This is a genomic window from Candidatus Albibeggiatoa sp. nov. BB20, assembly GCA_016744725.1.
In the GTDB taxonomy this organism is placed as follows: domain Bacteria; phylum Pseudomonadota; class Gammaproteobacteria; order Beggiatoales; family Beggiatoaceae; genus Albibeggiatoa.
The window spans coordinates 1-23518 of the sequence record JADGDW010000059.1 but is presented as its reverse complement, the minus strand read 5'-3'; the positions used below and the strand labels follow the sequence as shown (position 1 = coordinate 23518).

Sequence of the window (23518 nt, the reverse complement as noted above, 5' to 3'; positions counted from 1 at the left end):
GGCGTTATCAATTTGGTCGTAAGCTTTAAATTCACCACCATGTTTTTCTGCCATACACTTAGTTAGAGCAGCAGTTAACGTGGTTTTACCGTGATCGACATGACCAATTGTACCTACGTTTACGTGCGGTTTACTCCGATCAAATTTCTCTTTGGACACGCTCTTGTTCCTCGTTTCTTAAGTCACTTTGATGTTGATATCAAAAGTTGTGATTAATCTTAAAAAGTTCTTAAAAATACTCACGCTGACGATAATTATTTTTTAAATCAAAAATCGCCAATCGAAAATTCATTAGCCTTGGTTTTTCTTAATAACTGCTTCGGCAACGTTGTTTGGCGCTTCTGAATATTTATCAAATTGCATGGTATAACTTGCACGACCTTGCGTTAAAGAACGTAAGTCTGTTGCATAACCAAACATTTCTGATAAAGGCACTTCAGCTTTGATACTTTTACCTGTAGGAATATCTTCCATACCCTGCAAAATACCACGACGACGGTTTAAGTCACCCATTACGTCACCCATGTAATCTTCAGGTGTAACTACTTCGACAGCCATAACAGGCTCAAGTAAGACAGCTTTTGCTTTCTTCGCACCTTCTTTGAAACCCAAAGAACCTGCCAAACGGAATGCGGTTTCACTAGAGTCAACTTCATGGTATGAACCATCATATAAGGTAACTTTTACGTCAACCATTGGATAACCAGCGATCACGCCATTTTTCATTTGGTCTTGAATACCTTTGTCAACTGCAGGAATGTATTCTTTAGGAACAACACCACCAACGATTTCGTTGACAAACTCATAGCCATCACCTGACTTTTGAGGTTCAATTTTCAACCAAACATGACCATATTGACCACGACCGCCTGATTGACGAACAAATTTACCTTCTTGGTCAACCACTTGCTTAATTGTTTCACGATAAGCAACTTGAGGTGCACCCACATTAGCTTCAACTTTAAACTCACGCTTCATACGATCAACAATAATTTCAAGGTGCAATTCACCCATACCAGAAATAATGGTTTGACCTGATTCTTCATCAGTATGTACACGGAAAGAAGGATCTTCAGCTGCCAATTTGGATAAAGCAATACCCATTTTTTCTTGGTCAGGTTTGGTTTTAGGCTCAACTGCAACCGAGATAACAGGTTCTGGGAATTCCATACGTTCTAAGGTAATGATTTTATCCTTAGAGCATAAAGTGTCGCCTGTGGTTACGTCTTTTAAGCCAATCGCTGCTGCAATATCACCCGCACGTACTTCTTTAATTTCTTCACGTGAATTGGAGTGCATTTGCACAATACGACCTACACGCTCACGTTTTTGTTTAACCGCGTTATAGATCGTATCACCAGAATTAAGTATGCCTGAGTAAACACGGAAGAACGTTAATGTACCCACAAATGGATCAGTCGCAATTTTAAATGCTAATGCAGCAAAAGGCTCTTCGTCAGATGAGTGACGTTCAGCTTCAGTTTCAGCAGCATCATCAAGGACACCCTTAATTGATTCTACGTCATTTGGTGCTGGCATATAGTAAATAATTGCGTCTAACATGGCTTGCACACCTTTATTTTTAAAGGCAGAACCACACATTGTAGGCACAATTTCATTAGCAAGGGTTTGGATACGAATACCTTCGCGAATATCTTCTTCAGATAGATCGCCTTCTTCAAGGTATTTTTCCATTAATTCTTCTGTCGCTTCGGCTGCTGATTCAAGCATGTTCTCACGCCATTCTTGGCATAAGTCAATGAGGTCTTCAGGGATTTCTTTTTCTTCGTAGCTCATTCCTTGAGATTTTTCATCCCAAAAAATTGCTTTCATCTTAACAAGGTCAACAACACCTTGGAAGTTTTCTTCAGCACCAATAGGAATTTGGAGAGGAACTGGATTGGCAGCGAGACGTTCTTTAATCTGTCCGACAACACGCAAGAAATCTGCGCCTGCTCTATCCATTTTATTGATAAAGGCCATACGTGGTACGCCGTATTTATTTGCTTGCCGCCATACTGTTTCTGATTGAGGCTCAACACCACCAACCGCACAGAATACTGCACAAGCACCATCTAATACACGTAACGAACGCTCTACTTCAATAGTAAAGTCAACATGTCCTGGAGTATCAATAATATTAACACGATGTTCATCAAATTGCTGACCCATACCGCGCCAAAAGCAAGTGGTAGCTGCCGAGGTAATGGTAATACCACGTTCCTGCTCTTGCTCCATCCAGTCCATAGTGGCTGCACCGTCATGGACTTCGCCAATCTTGTGCGAGAGACCGGTATAAAATAAGATACGCTCAGTCGTAGTCGTCTTACCCGCATCAATATGCGCCATAATGCCGACATTACGGTAGCGTTCAAGAGGTGTTTTACGTGCCACGTCTAAAACCTTTATCTATTGTGAAAGAACAAAATAGAAACAATACAAAGAAAATATTAAAGTAATATTACCATCTAAAATGCGAGAATGCTTTGTTGGCTTCTGCCATACGATGCACATCTTCACGCTTCTTGATTGCAGTACCTTTGTTTTCGAATGCGTCTAACATTTCGTTAGCCAATCGAGCACCCATTGATTTCTCGCCGCGTTTACGAGCTGACTCTACTAACCAGCGCATCGCTAATGCAGTTCTACGTGCAGGGCGTACCTCAACAGGAACTTGGTATGTTGAACCACCAACACGACGCGATTTAACTTCAACAACAGGTTTTACATTTTCAAGTGCTTTTTCAAAAACTTCTAAAGCATCTTTATCAGATTTATCTGTAATGCGATCAAGCGCACCATATACAATGCGTTCTGCAACCGCTTTTTTGCCATCAACCATCAAGATGTTGACGAACTTAGCCAATGTTTGATTACCGTATTTCGGATCTGGCAGAATAGCTCGCTGAGCAATGACTCTTCTTCTTGGCATAATACTTATCTCTTAGCTTATGATTTAGGACGTTTTGCGCCGTATTTAGAACGCCCTTGTCTTCTTGCACTTACACCAGAAGTATCAAGGCTACCCCGTACCGTATGATAGCGTACACCAGGTAAATCTTTTACCCGCCCACCACGAATCAGTACTACCGAATGTTCTTGTAGGTTATGACCTTCACCACCAATATAGGTTGTCACTTCCATGCCATTAGTCAAACGCACACGAGCAACTTTACGCATCGCCGAGTTTGGTTTCTTAGGTGTCGTTGTATAGACACGGGTACAAACGCCACGTTTCTGTGGACATGCGTCTAATGCAGGAACATTACTTTTTTGAATCGGTGACTTGCGTGGTTTACGCACTAATTGGTTAATTGTTGCCATAATACTGTTTCATTTTTTTAACTAAGCGCAGTGTATTAATTCTTTAAATTCAAAATAAAAGGAGCTTGTCATTTGTTTGACAGCCTTTCACGAAAGAGCGAGATTTTATGCTTTATATAAAGTCATGTCAAGTGATTTTTAAAGGTTTTTGAAAAAGATTTGTTGAATAACTAGGAATAGAAATTACAGTTAACATCTGTTGTTTCAGGTGTTGTTTCAGGGGTTCTGATTTAAATATTGTTTATTAAAAGCATATACCGTTTCAAAGTTTGATGTGGACAGTATCATGCCAAATGGTCATTCTAATCAAGTCAGCTTAGGTAATATCTATCATGTCAATATTAATATTGGTGATGGCAATTAGCAACGTGTCAATGCTCCTATCAGCAATACTATCCCTGAAACCCCTCAGTCTATTTTTGCTATTCCAATTCCTCAAAATCCTTATTTCACTGCACACCAGCAAGAGTTGAAACAGATTAAATAATTTTTGTTAAAACAGCCTGCTTGCCTTAGTGGGTAAAAGTCATACGGCAGCTCATTTTGCATATTTGCAGCATTATTAAGTCAGTGTCTTGGGTTCAGCGGATACGCAGCAGCGTTCAATCAGTAATTTTGCTCAGTTAGCACGGCATTTTGATGAGTCAGTGCATGAGTTGGATAAGCAGATTAGTTTGGTTCAGCGTTGCTTGTCACAGCAGAAAAATTGGTTGCTGGTTGTGGATAATGTTGAACCTGAGGTGAGTTGGCAAGCGATTTTATCGGATATGGTGCAGGGGTAGGTGTTATTAACCAGTCGTATCAATGTGATTATGAAAAGTTTTTTACTTCTGGTAATTTTGATATTGATAAATGGCAACAATGCGAGCGTTTATTAGCTTCAAGTGAGCAAGCTTTGACTATTTTACAAGCTGTTTTTGATGAAAGTCATCCTCATGTAAAAATAATTATGAAAGTTGTTTAAGGGCTTCTGAACAAGATGCAGCGGATTAAGGGATGGACAGGATTTTTTCGGGTTCAAAGTGTATATTCTAACAAATGAAAGAACAAGTCAATTTGTCTGGATTTAATCCTGAGAATCTTCAAATTTGTTAAATCTTGTTCAAAATACGGTCTGAATCAGCAAAAAATTTTAAATATAGTCAATTCTATCTTAAGTACGAGGACTGGCAGTCCTGAAATTCTTTAAATATTAATTATTTATTAAAAATAAGGACTGCCAGTCCTGTATCACTTTAAAGTAAAATGACTATATCAAAAATCCCGTTTCAAACGCCCCTTTAAATTCATCTCGTATAACGCTTAATTCACAATTCCGATAGGTTATAATATCCCACCAATACTAATAACGAAATACCAAACCAAAGGAATCATTCATGCCTGACAAACTTAAAGTTGTTTTTTGTTGGCACATGCACCAGCCTAATTATTATGATGCAGTCAAAGGAGAATATCAGCTACCTTGGACTTATTTGCACGCAATCAAAGACTATGTTGATATGGCGGTGCATTTAGAGCATCACCCCCAAGCCAAAGCCGTGGTTAATTTCGCGCCCACTTTACTCGAACAACTCGATAATTATGCAATCCAAGTTAGGCATTACCTCAGCAAATCTAACCGCAAAAACCTAAAAATCACCGACCCTCTTCTTAATGCCCTTGCTACTGAAGAGCTGCCTCGTGAACCTGAAGCCCGTATCGAACTAATCGAAAACTGCTTACGCGCCAACCAAGAACGAATTATCAACCGCTTTGAACCCTATTTACGTTTAACACGGATGGCAGAATGGTTAAAAGAAAAACCTGAATTAATCACCTACTTAGACCAACAATATTTAATTGATATTCTGGTTTGGTATCACTTAGGCTGGATTGGTGAAACCATACGTCGTACTGATGAACGTATCATCGCCTTGATGGATAAAGAACACCAATATGACCAAGCCGACCGAGTGCAATTACTCGAAGTCATTAGCGAAATTCTAACCAGCATTATCCCACGTTACAAAGCGTTAGCGGATAGAGAACAAGTTGAACTCTCTTTCACCCCGTATGCGCATCCAATCATACCGTTATTATTAGAAGTGAATTCAGCACGCGAAGCTGTTCCAGACATTCCATTGCCTAATTTCGATACCTATCCCGATGGTAAAAAACGAGTAACTTGGCATATTAAACAAGGGATTAAAGTCTTTAAGAAATATTTTGACCGTGAGCCTGTGGGCTGCTGGCCATCAGAAGGCAGTGTCAGTGAAGCCACGTTGCATGCTTTACAAGCAGATTCCAATGTGCGCTGGGTGGCAACAGGTGAAAATGTATTGCGTAATAGTCTTATCAAAGCAGGACATGAAGGACATCCTCACCATCCTTATAAATTAGTTAATAATGACATTGTCTGTTTTTTCCGTGATGATGGCTTATCAGATAATATCGGGTTTCAATATTCGAATTGGCACTCTGACGATGCGGTGAATAACTTAGTGCATCACTTAGAAAATATTGCACATGCTGCTCTTGAAACGGGTGCAACCGTTGTCCCAATTATTTTAGATGGGGAAAATGCGTGGGAGTCATACCATGAAAATGGCTATTACTTCTTAGATCGTTTGTATGAAAAACTCAGTGACAATGTCTATGTTGAAATGGCAACCTTTGCTGATTGTTTAGAAGTCAAAACCCAACAATTACCACATTTAGTCGCAGGAAGCTGGGTATTTGGCACATTTAGCACTTGGATTGGAGATAAAGACAAAAACCGCGCATGGGAAATGTTACACGAAGCTAAACAAATGTTTGACCAACATATCGGTGAACTCAAAGGTAAACAGAAAACGCTAGCAGAACGCCAATTGGCGGTGTGTGAAGGTTCTGACTGGTGCTGGTGGTTTGGTGATTACAATCCTTCAACGTCGGTAGGCACATTTGATTCATTGTATCGACAACACTTGAGTAATTTATATCTATACTTAGGACAAACACCACCAGAATATTTAAAAGAATCATTCTCTTATGGCGGTGGTGATCCTGCGGCGGCTGGCACAATGCGACCAGGGCAGGAGAATTAATCATGCAAAACGGCAAATTATTCAATGTCAGACGTGCAGGCATTCTGTTGCACCCCACTTCATTACCGCACAGTATTGGCAATGGAGATTTAGGCGAACAAGCATTTTATTTCATTGATTTTTTAGTCAGTTGCGGCGTATCAGTTTGGCAAATGTTACCGCTCAGCCCACCACATGATGATTTATCACCTTATCAATCTCAATCAGTGAACGCCATCAATCCTGTTTTAATTAGTTTGGATAAATTAATTGAACATCAGTGGTTAACAGTCGATCGCCATCCGCCACATGATCATGACGAAGCAACGATTAGAGCCTATCGTTTTGCACAGTTACGCAAGGCTTATACAGGTTTCTTACAAACGGCAGATGAAGAAGAGGTACAAGCATTTGAACAATTTAAAATTAACCATGCTGATTGGCTAGAAGACTATGCCTTGTATCGTTTATTAAAATCCTTACATGACAATGCTAGTTGGACACGATGGCCAGCCAAATATCGAGATAGAAAAAAAGCCGCGATTGATGCACTCAAGCAACAACATGCGGATGAAGTGACATTTTATTGTTTTGAACAATTTGTTGCGTTTGGGCAATGGTTAGATTTAAAGAAATACAGCAATGAAAAAGGCGTGTACTTATTTGGAGATATGCCTATTTTTGTGGCGCATGACAGTGTTGATGTATGGGCAAGCCGCAAGAACTTTCTATTGGATAAAAAAGGTCAACCGAATCTGGTTGCAGGCGTGCCACCAGATTATTTTTCTGCAACGGGTCAGCTTTGGGGTAATCCACATTACGATTGGAATTACATGCGAAAAAATGGATTCCAGTGGTGGTTAGATCGATTTAAAACCCAGCAAATGTTATTTGATGTGATTCGGATTGACCATTTTCGTGGTTTTGAAGCCTGTTGGGCTGTGCCTGCGGATGAAAAAACCGCGATTAATGGCGAATGGGTTAAAGTACCGGGGGCTGAATTATTTGAAACCTTGCGTCAGCATATTGACTTGCCATTGGTTGCGGAAGATTTGGGGGTAATTACTGATGAAGTAACCGCATTGCGTGAACAATTTGGTTTACCGGGGATGAAGATTTTACAATTTGCGTTTGACGGTGGTTCGAGCAATCCTTATTTGCCGCATTATCATGAACCTAACAGCGTGGTGTATACAGGCACACATGATAACAATACCACGGTGGGCTGGTTTCACGAATTACCACCACATGAAAAACAGCACGTTTGTTCTTATGTACAGTGTGATCCACACGATATGCCGTGGGCGTTGATTTCTAGCGCATTTGCTTCTGTAGCCCGTCTGGCGATTATTCCAATGCAAGATGTGTTAAGTGCAGATGCTTCGCAGCGGATGAATATTCCTGGAACAGCGGATGGTAATTGGCGATGGCGATTTGATTGGAATCAGCTACCACCAGGTGTACACGATCGGGTTAAACAGTTAGTCAATTTTTACGATCGAGTTTAAATACACAATTTCTAGGCTGTCAGTTCTTTAAGGATTGGCAGTCAATCTTGATAGAAAATAATGTAAACAAAGCCCTAACCTCGTAATACTTCTTGGGTTAGTGCGTCACGAATTTCACTCGGCTTATCTTGTGTTCCAAGCTCTCCTGCTACGACATAATCCAATTGCTGTTGAAATACTTGTCTGACTCTAAGACTGGTTTTGGCTGGGGCTTGGCCGCTACGGTTAGCGCTGGTTGATACTAAAGGCTTTCTCCATGTTTTACATAATTGTGCTGCAATCGGATGATGAGTGACACGGACGGCGATTTTATCCGAACGACCTGTTAGCCATTTAGGTGTTTTAGGGTGTGCAGGAAGCAGCCAAGTAACCACTTTTTTTTGTTCCCATGTGGTTAAAACTTGTTGTTCTAAAACGGAATTAAGAGGCAAAACATAGCGTTCTAATTGGCTAAAATCATAAGCAATTAAAATTAAGCCTTTTGACCAATGCCGTTGCTTCAAAGTTAAGATTTTATTTACGGCTGATTCGCAATCAGGATCACAACCTAGGCCATAAACAGCTTCAGTGGGATAAGCGATAATTCCTGCTTGTTTTAAAATATATTTTGCGTGTTGATATTGCCAATAAGACACGGGATAGTTTCCAAAATAAAGGGCTGTACTATCCTAAAATAATTAGAATAGCCAACCCTTAGTAATTTCAAATTTAATAAAAGCTAGGATTTATCTTTATCATCATCTTTTTTCAAATCAGACTTTAAACGAATCCCACGTCGACCTGATGGGGTTTTCTTCGCAGCGGTTTTTCGAGTTGTCGCTGGTTTTGTCGTCGTTTTCCGTACTGTTTTGCGAGTTGTTGTTTTTCTCACTGTTGGTTTGGCTGCAGATTTAGTAGCTTCATTTTCCTCAGCTTTCGGCTCGGAAACTTCTTCAACGGATTTAGCAACTTCCTCAGCTTTCGGCTCAGGAACTTCTTCAACAGGTTTAGCAACTTCCTCAGCTTTTGGCTCAGGAATTTCCTCAACGGATTTAGAATCATCCTCAGCTTTTGGCTCAGGAGTTTCTTCAACAGGTTTAGTAACTTCCTCAGCTTTCGGCTCGGGAACTTCTTCAACAGGTTTAGCAACTTCCTCAGCTTTCGGTTCGGGAGCTTCTTCAACAGGTTTAGCAACTTCCTCAACTTTCGGCTCTGAGACAGGTGCAGGAGGTGGTTCACTGGTTCGATCAGCGATCACCTCTACCACTTTAGGAATTACTGATTTTTTTTTTACATCATCAGAATCAGAAGAGGGTGTTTTAGACACGGCTTGTGCAACAGTACGTTCTTCCTGTTGATATTCTTCTTTGCCAAACAATTTGCGCCACAAAGCAGTAATACCCATCCAAGCAACCATCAATAAGCCACGTATGATATAAAATACCATGCTAATAATGCCACCAATCGTACTAAATACTGTACCTAATATTGATCCATCATCAGTATGATGTGTTTTAGCCTTTTCACTATCATGCTCTGCATCTTCAGTCGCTTGAAATGCATCAGGGGTATTGTTTGTACCAGATAATAAGACGGCTTCCCCAACACTAATACAACCCAATGGAATCACGATTAAGGTTAATACCGTTGAAACCATCACCCCAAACAATAGGGAAATTGCCATACCTTGGAAAATTGGGTCATATAAAATCACCATGCCGCCACCAACAAGTGCCCATGCAGTAATAATAATCGGACGGGTTCTAGTTTTACAGGCATTAATCACCGCATCTTCCAACGGCACACCATTGCGCAATTCAGAAATTGAATAATCTACTAACAAAATGGAATTACGTACAATAATACCTGCTAGCGCAATCCAACCAATCATAGATGTGGCGGTGAAAGAGGCATCAAGCAACATGTGTCCGGGAACAATCCCTAATAAAGTCAATGGAATTGGGGCCATAATAACCAACGGTACAGTAAAATTACCAAACAGCCAGACGACTAAAATGTAAATCAAGACCAATGCAACCGCAAATGCAATACCCATATCACGGAAGGTTTGATAAGTGACCGTCCATTCTCCTGCCCATTCAAAACCTGAACCTACTTCAGTGGGTGCACCTAAATACCGCTGACACAGTGGAATCATACCTAACACATACCAACAACCTGATTCTGATAAATTCACCTCATCAGGGGTTCGATAGTCTTTTAACATTTCCTCAACTTGTAACATGCCATAAATCGGTGCACCTAAGTTGTATTCATTATTACCTAAATATTTGCCTACTGAATCACCTACGACATATTCAACAGATCGTAAATCTTTTTGATAAATAATAGGGTCTTGCGGTGCTGTGATAAAACGTCCTAACTCTGCTAAGGCAACAACTTGGCCTTCCTTATTTGGAATCGGTAAATCATATAAACGGCTTAATTGTGCACGTATATTCAAAGGCACTTGAATCACAATATAAGTGGGTTCTAAACCAAAGCCTTGTTTAATATCACCTAATTTAAATCCACCTAACGCCATCATCAGATTTTGATTAATCGTATCAACTGCGATCCCTTTGCGTACGGCTTTCTCCGTATCCACTTCAAACTTCCAAATTGAATACGGTTCAGCCATATAGTTATCTTCATCATCAATAATTTCAGACTGTTCAAAGAATTCAGTTAACTTGCTAGCGACCTCACGGCGGGTAGTATCATCAGACCCATAAACTTCAGCCACAACCGCTTGTAATACAGGTGGGCCTGGAGGCATTTCTACGATGGTGAATTTAGCAGAACTTTCTTGCTCATCCAATAACACTTGCAACATTTGTCGAGCTTCAGTAGCTAACTGATGACTACTACGCTCTCTAAACCCTTTGCCTACTAATTGGATTTGAATATCAGCTTGCCAAGGCTTATTACGTAAATAATAATGCCGAACCATACCATTAAAATCATAAGGTTGTGATGTGCCAACATAAGTTTGAACTGCAGTTACTTCGGGTACTCGACGTAATTTTTCTGCCATTTGATACACTAGATTAGCTGTAACAGGCAATGCTGTACCTTCTGGCATATCCACATAAACGTTATACTCTGGCTTGTTATCTAAAGGTAGCATTTTGACTTCAACCGCCGTAGTATAAAACATACTAATTGCTAATAAGAACATCACAATCAATGCGCCTAAAAAACTAAATCCAAAAACCAGTTTATTGGCTAAAGTAGGAATAATACGGCGGTAAAAACGTTCCCATTGTTCATTTTCTTTGTGCTCAACTTTTTCAGCTTTCATCAAAGTTTCCATTGATGGGCGCACCCGCATCGTAATCCACGGCACAAAAATAAATGCGGCAACCAATGAAAATATCATTGCAACTGAACCCAATACAGGAATTGGAGCCATATAAGGTCCCATCATGCCAGAGACAAAACCCATGGGTAATAAGGCTGCCACTACGGTGAAGGTAGCTAAAATAGTTGGATTGCCCACTTCACGCACAGCATCCACAGCAGTTGCTGTATCCATGTTTTCACTGAGCAGCCAGCGTCGATAAATATTCTCAACCACCACAATTGCATCATCAACCAGAATCCCGATTGAGAAGATCAATGCAAATAAGCTCACACGGTCAATGGTAAAGCCCAAAATCCATGCTGAGAATACGGTGATTAAAATTACTACGGGAATCACCACCGTGACCACAAAAGCAGGTTGGAAACCAATATGACGGAAGAAATACAACACTAATAACGTCACTGCACCTGTGGCGATAAAGAGTTTTAAAATCAAGCTATCTACTTTATCTTTTGCGGTTTTACCATAATTCCGCGTCACTTCAACATGTACATTATCAGGGATCACAGTGCCTTTTAATTTCTCAATTCTCTCCAATACATCATTTGCTACAGTGACACCATTGGTACTGACTTTCTTAGATACTGCAATCGTGACTGCTGGTACGCCAGGGATTTCAGCTAATGGAACAGCTTCTTTATCATAAGAATGCTTATGGATTATTTTGCCCCATAATTCTTGTAGAAAATTACCATGTTCAATCACTTGCTCATAACCGTAAGCAGGGCCTGAAAAATAGTTTACAATTTGGCTGGTTTCACTAGGCCCTTTGATGACTTTGGCAATGTCACGAACATGGACTGCCCGATTTTGAAACGTACCGACAACCAATTGTTCAACATCGTAGGCATTACGTAAGAACGTGCCTGTATAAATTGTAAAATGGCTGCCACCTGTTTCGATGTAGCCTGCATTTTGTTCGCTATTGGCAGTTTGAATAGTTTGGGCAATTTGTCCGATACTTAAATTATAGCCTGATAGCCGTTCTGGCATTACCTCAATTCGTACCTGTTCCTCACGACCACCAACCACAAAGCTTTTGCCTACAGCCTCAATTTGACTCATATCGTGCATGATATCAAGTGCAAGTGTCCTCAATGCACTGTCATCGACATCCTCAGACCACAAACTCAAGGTCACTACAGGCACATCATCTACGCCCTTGGGTTTCACCAACGGCATTTGTACACCTGGTGGCATTTTATCCAGATTAGATTGCAATTTATCATGGACTTTGAACACTGATTTCTCGAGTTCTTCACCCACGTAAAATTGAACTGTCACCATGCCATGGCCGCGTTCAGCCGCAGAATAAACATGCTCAACCCCAGGAATTTCACTCATGATGCGTTGTAGTGGGGCAATCGCGAGATTAGATATTTGTTGAGAGGAGGCACCCGAATATTGGACAAAAATGTCTACCATCGGTACGGAAATTTGCGGGTCTTCTTGGCGTGGGGTCAGCATTAAACCCATCACGCCCATGAAAAACATGGCAATAAATAATAAAGGGGACAGAGGCGAGTGAATAAAGCTCTGCGCCATTTGTCCTGCAACGCCTAGCGATTGCTTTGTGTTTTGGTCGGCCATAACAGATTTATTCTTATAATGTGTTAGTGATTATTTTTATTAGAAGATTTTGGAGACCAGCCTGAACTCATCGCGGGTTTAGGGTTTAATTCAATCTTATCTCCAGCTGATACACCACTTAATACACTGACTTGATTTTGGTCAATATCTCTGCCTAAACGAATTAAGCGTAATTGGGTTTTTGTTTCCCCATCCTTTTCAGTGACGACATGAATACCTGGTAAGCTACCACGCCAAATAATCGCATTGCGGGGAATAATCGGCATATCTTGCGCCGCAATCGTCGTATCCTGAATTTCAACTTCTGCATATTGCCCAGGCCCTGTTTGAGTACCAATCGGCAAATCAAATTTAACAGTAACGGTATGCAAAAGAGGGTCAGCCGTTGGAAAAACTTGTGCAATACGGACCAAAACAGGTACGTCAGATACATCCAATTTGGCAGGAACAGTTAGACCTTTTTTCAAACCTATGACTAAACGTGCAGGCACATCAACTTTAATTTGTAAATACTCAGTATCGGCAAATTGAATTAACGGCATTCCCGGTTGAACCGTATCGCCTTCTTCAATTAGTTTACGAATAATTACACCATTGAAAGGGGCTTTGCTTAAGGCATCACGTAATGAGGCATCAATTTGTTCGATTTGAGAGCGGGCTTGCATCAAGGAGCTGCGGGCTTGGTCAATTTGTGAACCAAAACTATGCAAATCAGCTTGACGGTCCAAACCTGAATTGCTGCGACCGACCACATCTGACATCGGTTGGGTGAAAAATTGGTCAAACATGAAGGGCAAACCCATGCCGCCGGGTGCTGCTTTTTGGGGCGAGTCAGGCGACCATAATTCTCTTGAATATTGAACATTAGCATTGCGTAAAGAAGCATCGGCTTGATAAAACGCAGCTTCTGCAGCACGACGTTTGGCACGCAACACCGTATCATCAATTTTGACCAATATGGCATTTTCAACAAATTTATCCCCTTCTTCACCTGCTATTTTATCAACTCGTCCGGGGACTTGGGCTGATAGTGTGACTTCTTTGTATGGAATCACTGTGCCACCTAAAGTGACCGTTGTACCAATAGATACTTGTTCAACTTCATAGACTTCGGAGGCTTGTACTGAATACGTTATGATGAGAATAGATAATAAAGCTGTTTGCAGTAAGTATTTCAGCATTGTTCAGGTCCATTAATTAAAAAAATAAGTACGGTGGGTTCGTGTATTCAAAAGGAATTACAAAGAATTGTCTACTATTTGACGATTGAATTTTTTTTGAGGCTATAAGTAATGTTGATTAGCAAGTATATTAATCTATAAAAATAAGGTTGGATGCAGGTCTTTAATGAGCATGACATCCAACCATGATTACGGGTGTATTTCAATCAAACCTTATGCTTTGACTCTACCCATCACCGAAAAGCTTTTGACAAAAGGCCCCGCCATACGAGGGTCTTTAATCATCGCTTTATAATCACCTATTTTAAACTTCAACTTGCCACCAACATAAGCCATACCTAAACCAGCCATGCCAAGCCCTTTTTCAATCCACTTGTTCCAGTTATCTTGGGTTGCACGTAAATCCCAATTTAAAGGCTGACCATTATACGCACCAGAGTCAATGACTTTGCCATTTTCAATAACTAAGATACCAATTGGATCAGCGTCACCAGTAAAGCCATAGCCAATCGTTGAAGTGAAGCCTATTTCACCTAATGCATTGGATAATTCAGGCTCGTTATTCCACTCATCTTTATAACTATTCATCCACTGTTCTGAAAATAATTCTGCCATAGTTCCTCCTAATAAAAAGTATATTGGCTGCTTCTTGTTCAGTGAGCATTATGCCAAATATTTGCAAATAAATACGGGTTTAAAAGACTTTTCCCTAAAACTATCTTTTCTGGTAAGCTGTCAAGCTTTGCGATGACTGGCATCTAACAAGTATGTATTCCATACGATGTAACAGGGCGCAATATAACAATAAGCATACCATAACGTCTAGTCACCATTTTAGCAGGGTAATCAGATTTCGTATTTATCTTAGATTAATTTTTCACATAAAAACTAAAGGAAATAATCGTTTATGAGTTATATAACAGTTGGAAATGCGCTGGGTTGTACCATTAATTCACACCGACGAGGTTGGGATGGGAGCATCTGTTTAAATGCAGAAACGTGGAACTGTTCAGCAAAACAGCAATTTCGAGCAGATTACTGCCAACAAGGTGACCCAAGATGCTATCACATTCATGTATTTGAAGAAGGAAACCCCTATTGCTTAATCGATGATTTAGGTATTGGCTGGTTGCTTGAACCATATCCAGATGCACTAAACGATCAAATTTTGTTATTTTGGGGTAAACGCTTCCAAGAACCACGCGGTATAAATGAAATAGCAACAAGACCAAAAGATTATGTATTTGGTGCTTATCGAGTAAAAAAAGTCTATCCACAAAAAATCAATGAATTTAAAACATTATGGAAAATTGAGCCTTATCCTGACGGTTGGGTACGTTTTCAGCAACCTTATGTATTAACTGTTTATTATAAAAGTATTATTGGTGGTGTTTACTTAAAAGAAGTGAACCGAGTTGCGGTTGAAAATATGTTTGAAAAAGCGGCAGAACAAGCAAGTAGCCCTAATCCTAATTGGTATTCTGAACAAGATGCAGAACGCTTTGCTTATTTTCATGATAATTTATCTAATTGGTTCGAAATTTCCCGTGAAACAGCTCAAAATATTCAAAATAAAATTATTTCTAAATCTCACACTCGAACGATAGCCTCTTCAGCACCTACAACACCAAGCACCACACGTAGTCCTTTTGATGATTTAAAAAATTTGGATGTGAAGAAAGCACAAAGTACCTTAACCGCCTTAACCCGTCCTAAAAGTCCTGAATTATTACCGCCGACATTTCCTTTAGTTGAAAAAGATTCAATCAAAGAAAAAATCAAAAATGCCTATGGGCAAGATATTTCAGACTCAATCACTACAGTATCGTTGACTAAAAATATTTTAATTCTAACGGGTAATCCAGGTGTAGGTAAAAGTACCTTAGCGATTGATTTAACTGATGATACTGAGCGTAAATTGATTGTATCTGTTGGTTCAACTTGGCGTGGTCGTGAGGACTTATTGGGGTATGTGAATCCCATCAGCAATGAATTTGAACCGACTGAATTTACCAAATTTTTATGTAAAGCAGAGGCGGCTTGGCGTAAGAATGATCGACGTACTTATTTAGTGATTTTTGAGGAATTTAACTTAAGTCAGCCAGAATACTGGTTTGCTGATATTTTAGTACGCTCACAATATCCTGATGACCAAGAAAAATTACGCACCTTAGATTTAGGCGGTAAAGGTATTCGCGGCATGTCTGGCACTGCCAGCAAGGTGTTTATTACTCCTGCAGTACGGTTTGTCGCTACGATTAATAATGACCATACCACCTTATCATTATCACCTCGGGTTTTAGATCGTGCATCAATTGTTGAGTTAAGTTTTGAAGCTCGCAATATTTTAGAACGAGTGCGTTTATATTTAGAAGAGCCTCAGATTATGGCGGTTGAAGAACTAGATGCTTTATTAAAATATAAAGGCGCGATGTTTTCATTGAGAGCTGCGGAATCTTTGAAGCGTTGTATTGATTTCTTAGACCAGTTAGATTTAAACAATACTTGGGATGCGTTGGATATCGTGTTAATGCAGCAGGTTTTGACTAAAGTGCGCTTGATGGTGGGTGATCCATCGAATGATAGCTTAATGCAAGGTTTAGAAGACTGGAGTGAAAGTTATGGTAAGCATTTGCGTAAATGTGCCAGCTTAATCAATTCATGGTCTGAAGCTTTGAAAGATGGGCGGGATATTATTCAAGCTTGATTGTTTGTACTTTATTATCCTTATTTTAGGGCTGGTAATCCTTTGAGAATGGTCAGTCCTAGCATCTTCCAGTTATCATTGCAGATCACTCATAACAATCATTTTGCATTGCATTCCATATTTGAATATTCATTTTCTGAAATATTAGCTTTTCTCAGAAACAAAAAACATTTCCAGCTCACCACAGTTTTTAATTGCAATTTTGCCACGGTATTCAAATGCAAAATGCTCTTTGACTAATTCATGACTGTCTTTAGAAATATTGATTTTTCCTGCTTCACTGGCTGACTCCATCCGAGAAGCAATATTTACCGTATCTCCCCAAATATCATAAGCAAATTTCTTTTCGCCCACAACACCTGCAACCACAGATCCCGTATGCAAACCAATTCGAATATCCCAATATGGCTTATTTTGCTGTTTTTTAGTTTGAATATAATGTTGCATAAATTCGCCAATTTCCAGCGCAGCATGTACCGTATCTAAACAATGCGTTTCTCGGCCACAAAGTCCAGCCGCACACATATATGCATCACCAATGGTTTTGAGTCTTTCTAAATGGTGTTTTTCAATAATATTGTCAAAGTTAGAAAAACAATAATCCAGCTCTTGAATCAATTCTTGTGGGGAAATCGTAGCGGCAATCTTGGTAAAACCTTTAAAGTCTGTAAACAGCACTGTAACGGATTCAATATAAAAAGGCTCAACTTTGCCAGTTTGTTTTAATTCCGTGGCAATTTTGCTGGGTAGGATATTAAGTAATAAATTTTCTGATTTTAGCTGCTCATGTTGCAATTCTTGATATAACTGCTCTAGTTGCTGATTTTTTGTTTCAATGGTTTTGCGTACGGTTTCAACTTCGGTATTGATTGTTTTTAACAAATGATCACTTTTTTCTTTCAATGTTTCCAATTGAGTCCGATTAATTTCTGAACGACGTAATTTTTTCTGATACAACAATACTTGCTTATTTAGCTTATGAATCTGCTGTTCTGCGGTTTTATCGTCCATTAGCTTCCCAATATCAGTGTCACAAAAGTACCATTATGCAGGTGGGTTGGTGCAGGCGGTATCAAGGGGCAAATTTCACCATAAGCATAAAAACCAATAATAGGGAAATCTTGTTCATTAGCATAAGCTTGTACTAAATCAAATTCATGCTTGGTTTTTGTACCTAAAATAGCTTTACGCGCTGCACAGGAGAAAATCAGTCCAATTTCTGGCGTTGTAGAAAAATCATCTAATGCTTGAGCAATTGACTGCTTTGCACCTTCAAGCAGATCATCTCTTGTCGCTTCAGAAATTTGCACAAACGCATCGTGAGGAATATTACCACCAAAAACAAGCGATCTATTATCCTTATTGATATTAAATACTGCGCGGACAAAAAATTTATCATCTGCTTCAAAAATAGCAATCGGAAATTCTCTACTTTGATTTGCAAAAAGACCTAAATAATGGCGGTAAAAATCCAGCGCGGGTCGATGGTTAATTTCAAACACCTCATTACCTATCACTTTGGTAATTTGGGCTTTTTTACCAATGGGCTTCCAACCGCTGGCCACACCATGTGAAAACTGAATATTTCCGCCAAATATAAGTACAGGCATCGCATTGCAATAGCTATCCGTTTGATAGAATTGATATGTCTCTTTTAATTCTGCTTGTTCGCTAGCCATACCACCATAAATAGGTATATGATCCCCTAATTGTGTTTGCAGCGCGGCTAATGCAACATCTTTTACGCCTAATAGACCATCAGGAAAAGTAAGACAGAAAGAGGGAGTTATGGTGAGTTTAGCTGCTGCTTGCTTAAACGCCGATATTGCACAATTTTCAGGGGATTCAAGCAAATTGTGTCCAATGCCTGCTTTAATTTCAATCGTATCTGAATAGAATAAAATCAGTAAAATCGCATCTTCAGTAAAACCTAAATGTGAAGATAATTCACCGTCTGTGGAACAGCCAATTAATTCAATGTCGGGATAGGTCTGGCATATTGTCTCGAGCAAAATGGTATGCTCATAACCAATTGCACTGAATAATATACCTGCTTGAGGAACATAAGCTTCTAATTTATCTTGACATTGTTCGAGTACTTCCAGAATCGCATCGCGTGAATCAACATCTTCACTATGTCCTATGACCGCTTTTAACATGATTGATCCCTTTTGCTATTCAACAAATAGGCTTTTGTATGATTTTATGAATTTATTCTAATATGACGTGAAGTTTTACATTTTAAGATTTACAGTTCTGAACATTGATAAAAATATGATGATAACACCCTATTTACTTTTTCATATCAAGCTGATGTATATCACAATAAAAATAACATTGACCTTTACCTTGCCGTTTTGCCACGTACATTGCGATATCAGCATATTCAATCAAATCATCAACATTATCAGTATCTTGAGGATAAGCACTAATTCCAATACTAGCAGAAAGGCCAATTTTATGATCGTTGACTAAAAAAGGGCTTTCTAAATGCCGAAGCAATTTACTGCCAACCAATTCGGCATCTTTGATTTGATGAATTTCAGCTAAAATAATCACAAACTCATCACCCCCAATCCGTGCCACAGTATCCGTTTCACGCACACAATGCACCATGCGTTGCGCCACACTCTGCAAAACTTGATCACCAATTCCGTGTCCAAGCTGATCATTAATCGGTTTAAAGCCATCCAAATCTATAAATAGCAGCGCAAATGAACCACCATGCCGCCGCGCCCAAGCTTGAGCTTGTAACAAATTATCATGAAATAGCAAACGATTAGGTAAATTTGTTAAAGAATCATAACTGGCCAAATAACGAACCGCTTCGATATCTTCTTGCAAACGCGAAATATCACTTAAAATCGCCATATAGTGTTGGGGTGCATCATTTTCATCCGTAATCACAGAAATGGAAAGCCATGCTACATAAATTTCACCATTTTTACGCCGATTCCAAATTTCACCCTGCCAGTGACCTGTTTGTTTAATCTGTTTCCAGATGTTTTGATAAAAACTTTTAGAATGACGACCCGAAGATAAAATACTGACTTTTTCCTCATGCACTTCATCATACTGATAGCCTGTAATTCGAGTAAAAGCTGGATTCACCCGAGAAATACGGTTTTGAAGATCAGTAACTAAAATCGCATCAGCTGAGGTTTCAAAAATAGTGGCGGTTAAACGTAAATTTTGTTCGGCTTGTTTTTGTAGTGTAATATCTTCAATCATCCAAATCAGGCCTTTATCCAAATCTTTGGCATCAACCGCTTTACCGACCATCCGAGCCCAAATCAACTGCCCATTTTGCTTACGAATTAATTGTGCTTCGTCAAAGTCTTCACTTTGCTGAAATAAACTATAAGCCCGCTCTTTCACTTGTAAATAGGTTTGAGGTGATGCGTATAATACATTGAAAGGTAAGCCAAATAATTCATCAGGTTGATAAGATAAAATATTACCTAATTTTTGATTAATTCGAACAAAGCATTCATTTTTAACATAAGCAATCCCAATTACACTATTATCTAAAATCGTCTCCAGCTCTTCTATAAGCTCCTGGTATTGAAGTTCTAAATGATAACGTTTAGTAATATCAACTGCGACTCCAATAACACTTGTGACCTCACCATTATTGTCAAAATAGCAACTTAATGTGCTTTCTAAGGTATAGCTGTTAATTTTCATCAAGGATGTGGTCGTTTCACCCGCCAGTGCTTTATTAATTGAAGCGGTGTAATCATGTAAATGGTAATTCTTGCATAATGTAAAAACAGATTCTCCAACAATTTCATCACCTTCCAATTGAAAAATACTTAAGGCCTTGCCTCGGGCAAAAGTAATCATGCCATTTTTATCAAATGCAAATAAAACCAGTGGAGCACCTGCAGTAACAATGCGCAGCCGTTCTTCGCTACGCTTTAATGCTTCTTCTTGTCTTTTGCGTTCTGTAATATCGGTACCCACTGCTAAAACCAAACTTTCTCCATCTTGTTTAATAAAAGGTCTTTTTTCAATATGAAAACAGCGCGTTTCCTGTTTAAGATTAAAACAGAGTTCTTCAATATCAAGCATATTATCAATTTTAGATGGATTCAACTGTCTGGGTATTTTATGGGATTCCACATATTGCAATGAACCTTGATAGGCCTGAGGGTGGACTAATTCATCTACCGTGGTATCCAACAAATCTGCATAAGTTTGATTGGCAAATATGTAATGATTGGCTTGATTTTTTATGAAAATAATATTAGGAATTTTATCTAAAACTAATCTGATAAAATCCTGTTGTTGTTGAATTTTTTCGGCTGCTAATTTAGTTTCTGTAATATCTCTTACAATGGTATAAAAGGCTTTTTGTTCTGGGATTGGGTAAATATTCCAACTAAGGCATTTATAGGCATTATTTTTACATAATACACGGGTCTGCAAATCTAAAATCGTGACACCTTTACGCAGCCGATTTTCGGTTGTTTTAAGAATTTGATGGTCACTGGGGTGAACCAGTTCAACAATATGTTTTGACAACAGTTCAATTTTTTTCCAGCCTAATGTTGTTTCCCATGCGGCATTCAATTCTTTCAAATAACCGTTAAAATCAACAATGGCTTGCATATCCACAGATAAATTAAATAAGCGATTACGTTCAGCCTCAGATTGCTTACGTTCTGTAACATCCATGACCGTAGTAACTTTAAACTTTTGCCCATTGGGGCGTTGCAAGCGACCGACTGTAATTTCAACATCAAGTAATTGTTTTTGCTTGGTGATCACTTGCCATACACCACAGCCACTGGAGGTTTCACCATTTAAAAAGCGTTGATGTTTGTTGAGTACAATATCCCGTTGTTCAGGCGGGAATACAACTGTGAATAACTGGCCAACCAATTCCTCAGTGCTATAACCATATAATTCACAATAAGCAGAATTGACGCGGACAAAATAGCCATCCTCATTCGTCACGCAAATACCAATCTGGGTTACATCAAAAATCGCGGTGAGCAAATCTTCACTTTCTTGCAACGCTTGTTCTAACTCTTTATAAGGCGTGACATCAACATACGTCCCCACCATTCGATAAGGCTGTTCTTGTTCGTCCCACAATGCTGCTGCTTGTGCCAATACCCACATCTGCGAACCATCTTTATGCAGCATTCGATAAACCGATTCAAATTTATCCACACTCTTATCTAAATAGGACTCTAGTGTATTCCATACTCTGGGGAAGTCATCAGGATGAATACATTGTAATAAAGCATCTAAATGATTAGGAATTTCATGCTCATAGTAGCCCAAGATTGCTTTCCAACGCGGTGAAAAATACACTTCATTGGTGCTTAAATTCCAATCCCATAAACCATGATTAGACCCACGAATCGCTAATTCAAATCGTTCTTGCTTGGAAGATAAATGCTGTTCTGACTGTTTTTGTTGGGTGACATCATTTGCAACCGCATACCAAGTTTTTTGCTCATCTTGTTCAATGCTGCGTATTTGCCATTCAATCCAACGATACATTCCTTCAGAGTCTAACCAGCGATTGGAAAATGAAACTTGGGTTTGTTGGGTTTGGAGCTTAAATAAATAAAATTCAGTGTTTTCTAAGTCAGTCGGATGGATATGGCAGCGGAAATTCGTTCCCACAGCAATTCCTAAGTCTTTTTCCCAGATTTGGTTGACTTGTATGATTGTCGCTGCATTGTCTAAGATGCAAAACAAGCTTGGAGCTAGCTGAAAAAAATCATTCGCTGTATTGTTCATACTTTACGCTAATGGGATAGCAAATTGTTAAACAGTGCGCCTGTTCATGAAGTGTACTATATGTTTGGATGTGGCTACGTAGCATTCCGAGTTTTTAAGAATAACAAGCAAAATTTATACTTATCTTGTTTAGCATATTCATTATTGTAAATAGCCAAGCAGTCTATCATCAAGCGGTTTAACTATACCAAAATAAAACAGTATTGTAGTAGGATTTTTCTGATTAGCGGAAACAAAGCTGAATTGCAGCTATTTTTTTATGGCTTATTTAATAGCAACAACTTAAAACTTCTACCAGCTAAACCTGCTATATTCTCCACATTAGACCATTTTTGAACATATCATAGGGAATATTTTCAATGACATTCAGATTAATTTAAAACCTCTAAAATACGCTCATTAATAGCAATTTACAAATACACAATATTTCAAGTGGTTTTAAGATGTTTTTGATTTATATTCAAATTTTTATTATCAATGACTCCCATAATTTTAAATACTTATTACTAAGATGCAAAGGCTTAATCTTTAGATAATGTATCTAACTAATGGTTCAGATATTTTTCAAATAAAATAAAATCAGTGAGATAAAAAACAATAATAGGAATTGTAATTTATTGAAATATTCTGTATTTTCTACAGATAATCCAAAGTATTGACAGACAGAATGTTTATGAATTTTCTAAGCCAGCTTGTAATTCTATGCTTTAGCTAGTTAAAACCCTGTCATACAAATATAATGCTGGGTTGTGGGATTAAAAATACTCTCCTATCTCAACGCTTTTAGGCTAAAATATTTGCAATGCTCGATATGGCATCAAGTGTTTTTAGATTCAGCATCGCCATTCAAATGTGACTTAACACCTATGAAAATCACTTCTCGTACCCGTTTATCTTTGCGTATTAATAACGTGACGTTTATGTTGTTATTACTGGCGATTACCGCATTATTAGCATGGCTAAGTACACAGTATGTTTATCAAGTAGATTGGACGCGCAATGCAAGACACACCCTAACTGCACCCAGTCAAGCGGTATTAAAACAACTTCCAGAACCA

Annotated in this window: 16 protein-coding genes and 1 pseudogene; 6 read left to right on the top strand and 11 right to left on the bottom strand. The window is 39.0% G+C overall.

Annotation, left to right across the window (positions count from 1 at the left end):
• The 4 genes from ABXH34_RS08560 to rpsL all read right to left on the bottom strand — a co-directional run.
• A partial coding sequence (locus ABXH34_RS08560; protein ID WP_353571453.1) for a GTP-binding protein occupies positions 1-159 on the bottom strand: 159 nt, incomplete at its 3' end.
• Positions 160-291: 132 nt separating this feature from the next.
• Positions 292-2394 carry an elongation factor G gene (fusA, locus tag ABXH34_RS08555; RefSeq protein WP_353571452.1) on the bottom strand — a complete coding sequence of 701 codons (2103 nt, stop codon included), beginning with the start codon at positions 2392-2394 and terminating at the stop codon, positions 292-294.
• Positions 2395-2461: 67 nt separating this feature from the next.
• Complete coding sequence (rpsG, locus tag ABXH34_RS08550; protein ID WP_353571451.1) at positions 2462-2932, bottom strand: 30S ribosomal protein S7; 471 nt, start codon at positions 2930-2932, stop codon at positions 2462-2464.
• A 17-nt stretch (positions 2933-2949) separates the two neighbouring features.
• Positions 2950-3324, bottom strand: a complete 375-nt coding sequence (gene rpsL, locus ABXH34_RS08545) for a 30S ribosomal protein S12 (RefSeq protein ID WP_353316043.1) — start codon at positions 3322-3324, stop codon at positions 2950-2952.
• 575 nt (positions 3325-3899) lie between these two features.
• On the opposite strand from rpsL, the gene ABXH34_RS08540 reads away from it, so the two are divergent.
• The 4 genes from ABXH34_RS08540 (at position 3900) to malQ (ending at position 7876) form a co-directional block, all read left to right on the top strand.
• Positions 3900-4106: a hypothetical protein gene (locus ABXH34_RS08540; protein ID WP_353571450.1), complete on the top strand. Its 207-nt coding sequence runs from the start codon at positions 3900-3902 to the stop codon at positions 4104-4106.
• Entirely contained in the window at positions 4070-4288 is a 219-nt protein-coding gene (locus tag ABXH34_RS08535; protein ID WP_353571449.1) for a hypothetical protein, read from the top strand. Before ABXH34_RS08540 ends, ABXH34_RS08535 begins: the two co-directional genes overlap by 37 nt.
• Positions 4289-4700: 412 nt before the next feature.
• Entirely contained in the window at positions 4701-6389 is a 1689-nt protein-coding gene (locus ABXH34_RS08530) for a glycoside hydrolase family 57 protein (protein ID WP_353571448.1), read from the top strand.
• A gap of 2 nt (positions 6390-6391) precedes the next feature.
• Positions 6392-7876 carry a 4-alpha-glucanotransferase gene (malQ, locus tag ABXH34_RS08525; RefSeq protein WP_353571447.1) on the top strand — a complete coding sequence of 495 codons (1485 nt, stop codon included), beginning with the start codon at positions 6392-6394 and terminating at the stop codon, positions 7874-7876.
• A gap of 74 nt (positions 7877-7950) precedes the next feature.
• Here the strand turns inward: malQ and tsaC are convergent, their stop codons facing one another.
• The 4 genes from tsaC to ABXH34_RS08505 all read right to left on the bottom strand — a co-directional run bounded on the left by tsaC (position 7951) and on the right by ABXH34_RS08505 (position 14608).
• Positions 7951-8511: an L-threonylcarbamoyladenylate synthase type 1 TsaC gene (gene tsaC / locus ABXH34_RS08520; protein WP_353571446.1), complete on the bottom strand. Its 561-nt coding sequence runs from the start codon at positions 8509-8511 to the stop codon at positions 7951-7953.
• An 83-nt stretch (positions 8512-8594) separates the two neighbouring features.
• On the bottom strand, positions 8595-12812 hold the full coding sequence (locus tag ABXH34_RS08515; RefSeq protein WP_353571445.1) for an efflux RND transporter permease subunit: 4218 nt from the start codon (positions 12810-12812) through the stop codon (positions 8595-8597).
• Between the two features lie 23 nt (positions 12813-12835).
• The gene (locus ABXH34_RS08510) at positions 12836-13993 is read right to left on the bottom strand and encodes an efflux RND transporter periplasmic adaptor subunit (protein WP_353571444.1); all 1158 of its coding nucleotides are present in this window, start codon (positions 13991-13993) and stop codon (positions 12836-12838) included.
• 213 nt (positions 13994-14206) lie between these two features.
• Entirely contained in the window at positions 14207-14608 is a 402-nt protein-coding gene (locus ABXH34_RS08505; RefSeq protein WP_353571443.1) for an SCP-2 sterol transfer family protein, read from the bottom strand.
• Positions 14609-14900: 292 nt separating this feature from the next.
• Here ABXH34_RS08505 and ABXH34_RS08500 point away from each other — a divergent pair, with 292 nt between their 5' ends.
• The gene (locus ABXH34_RS08500; protein ID WP_353571442.1) at positions 14901-16700 is read left to right on the top strand and encodes an McrB family protein; all 1800 of its coding nucleotides are present in this window, start codon (positions 14901-14903) and stop codon (positions 16698-16700) included.
• A gap of 144 nt (positions 16701-16844) precedes the next feature.
• Here ABXH34_RS08500 and ABXH34_RS08495 read toward each other — a convergent pair whose 3' ends face one another.
• The 3 genes from ABXH34_RS08495 to ABXH34_RS08485 all read right to left on the bottom strand — a co-directional run bounded on the left by ABXH34_RS08495 (position 16845) and on the right by ABXH34_RS08485 (position 22460).
• Complete coding sequence (locus tag ABXH34_RS08495; RefSeq protein ID WP_353571441.1) at positions 16845-17711, bottom strand: adenylate/guanylate cyclase domain-containing protein; 867 nt, start codon at positions 17709-17711, stop codon at positions 16845-16847.
• A complete protein-coding gene (locus ABXH34_RS08490) occupies positions 17711-18859 on the bottom strand; it encodes an FIST signal transduction protein (protein WP_353571440.1) in 1149 nt (382 codons plus the stop codon). The genes ABXH34_RS08495 and ABXH34_RS08490 overlap by 1 nt, the downstream gene beginning before the upstream one ends.
• Before the next feature lie 133 nt (positions 18860-18992).
• On the bottom strand, positions 18993-22460 hold the full coding sequence (locus ABXH34_RS08485) for a PAS domain S-box protein (protein ID WP_353571439.1): 3468 nt from the start codon (positions 22458-22460) through the stop codon (positions 18993-18995).
• A gap of 797 nt (positions 22461-23257) precedes the next feature.
• On the opposite strand from ABXH34_RS08485, the pseudogene ABXH34_RS08480 reads away from it, so the two are divergent.
• Positions 23258-23518 (top strand): annotated as a pseudogene (locus ABXH34_RS08480) (hypothetical protein); the annotation flags it as partial.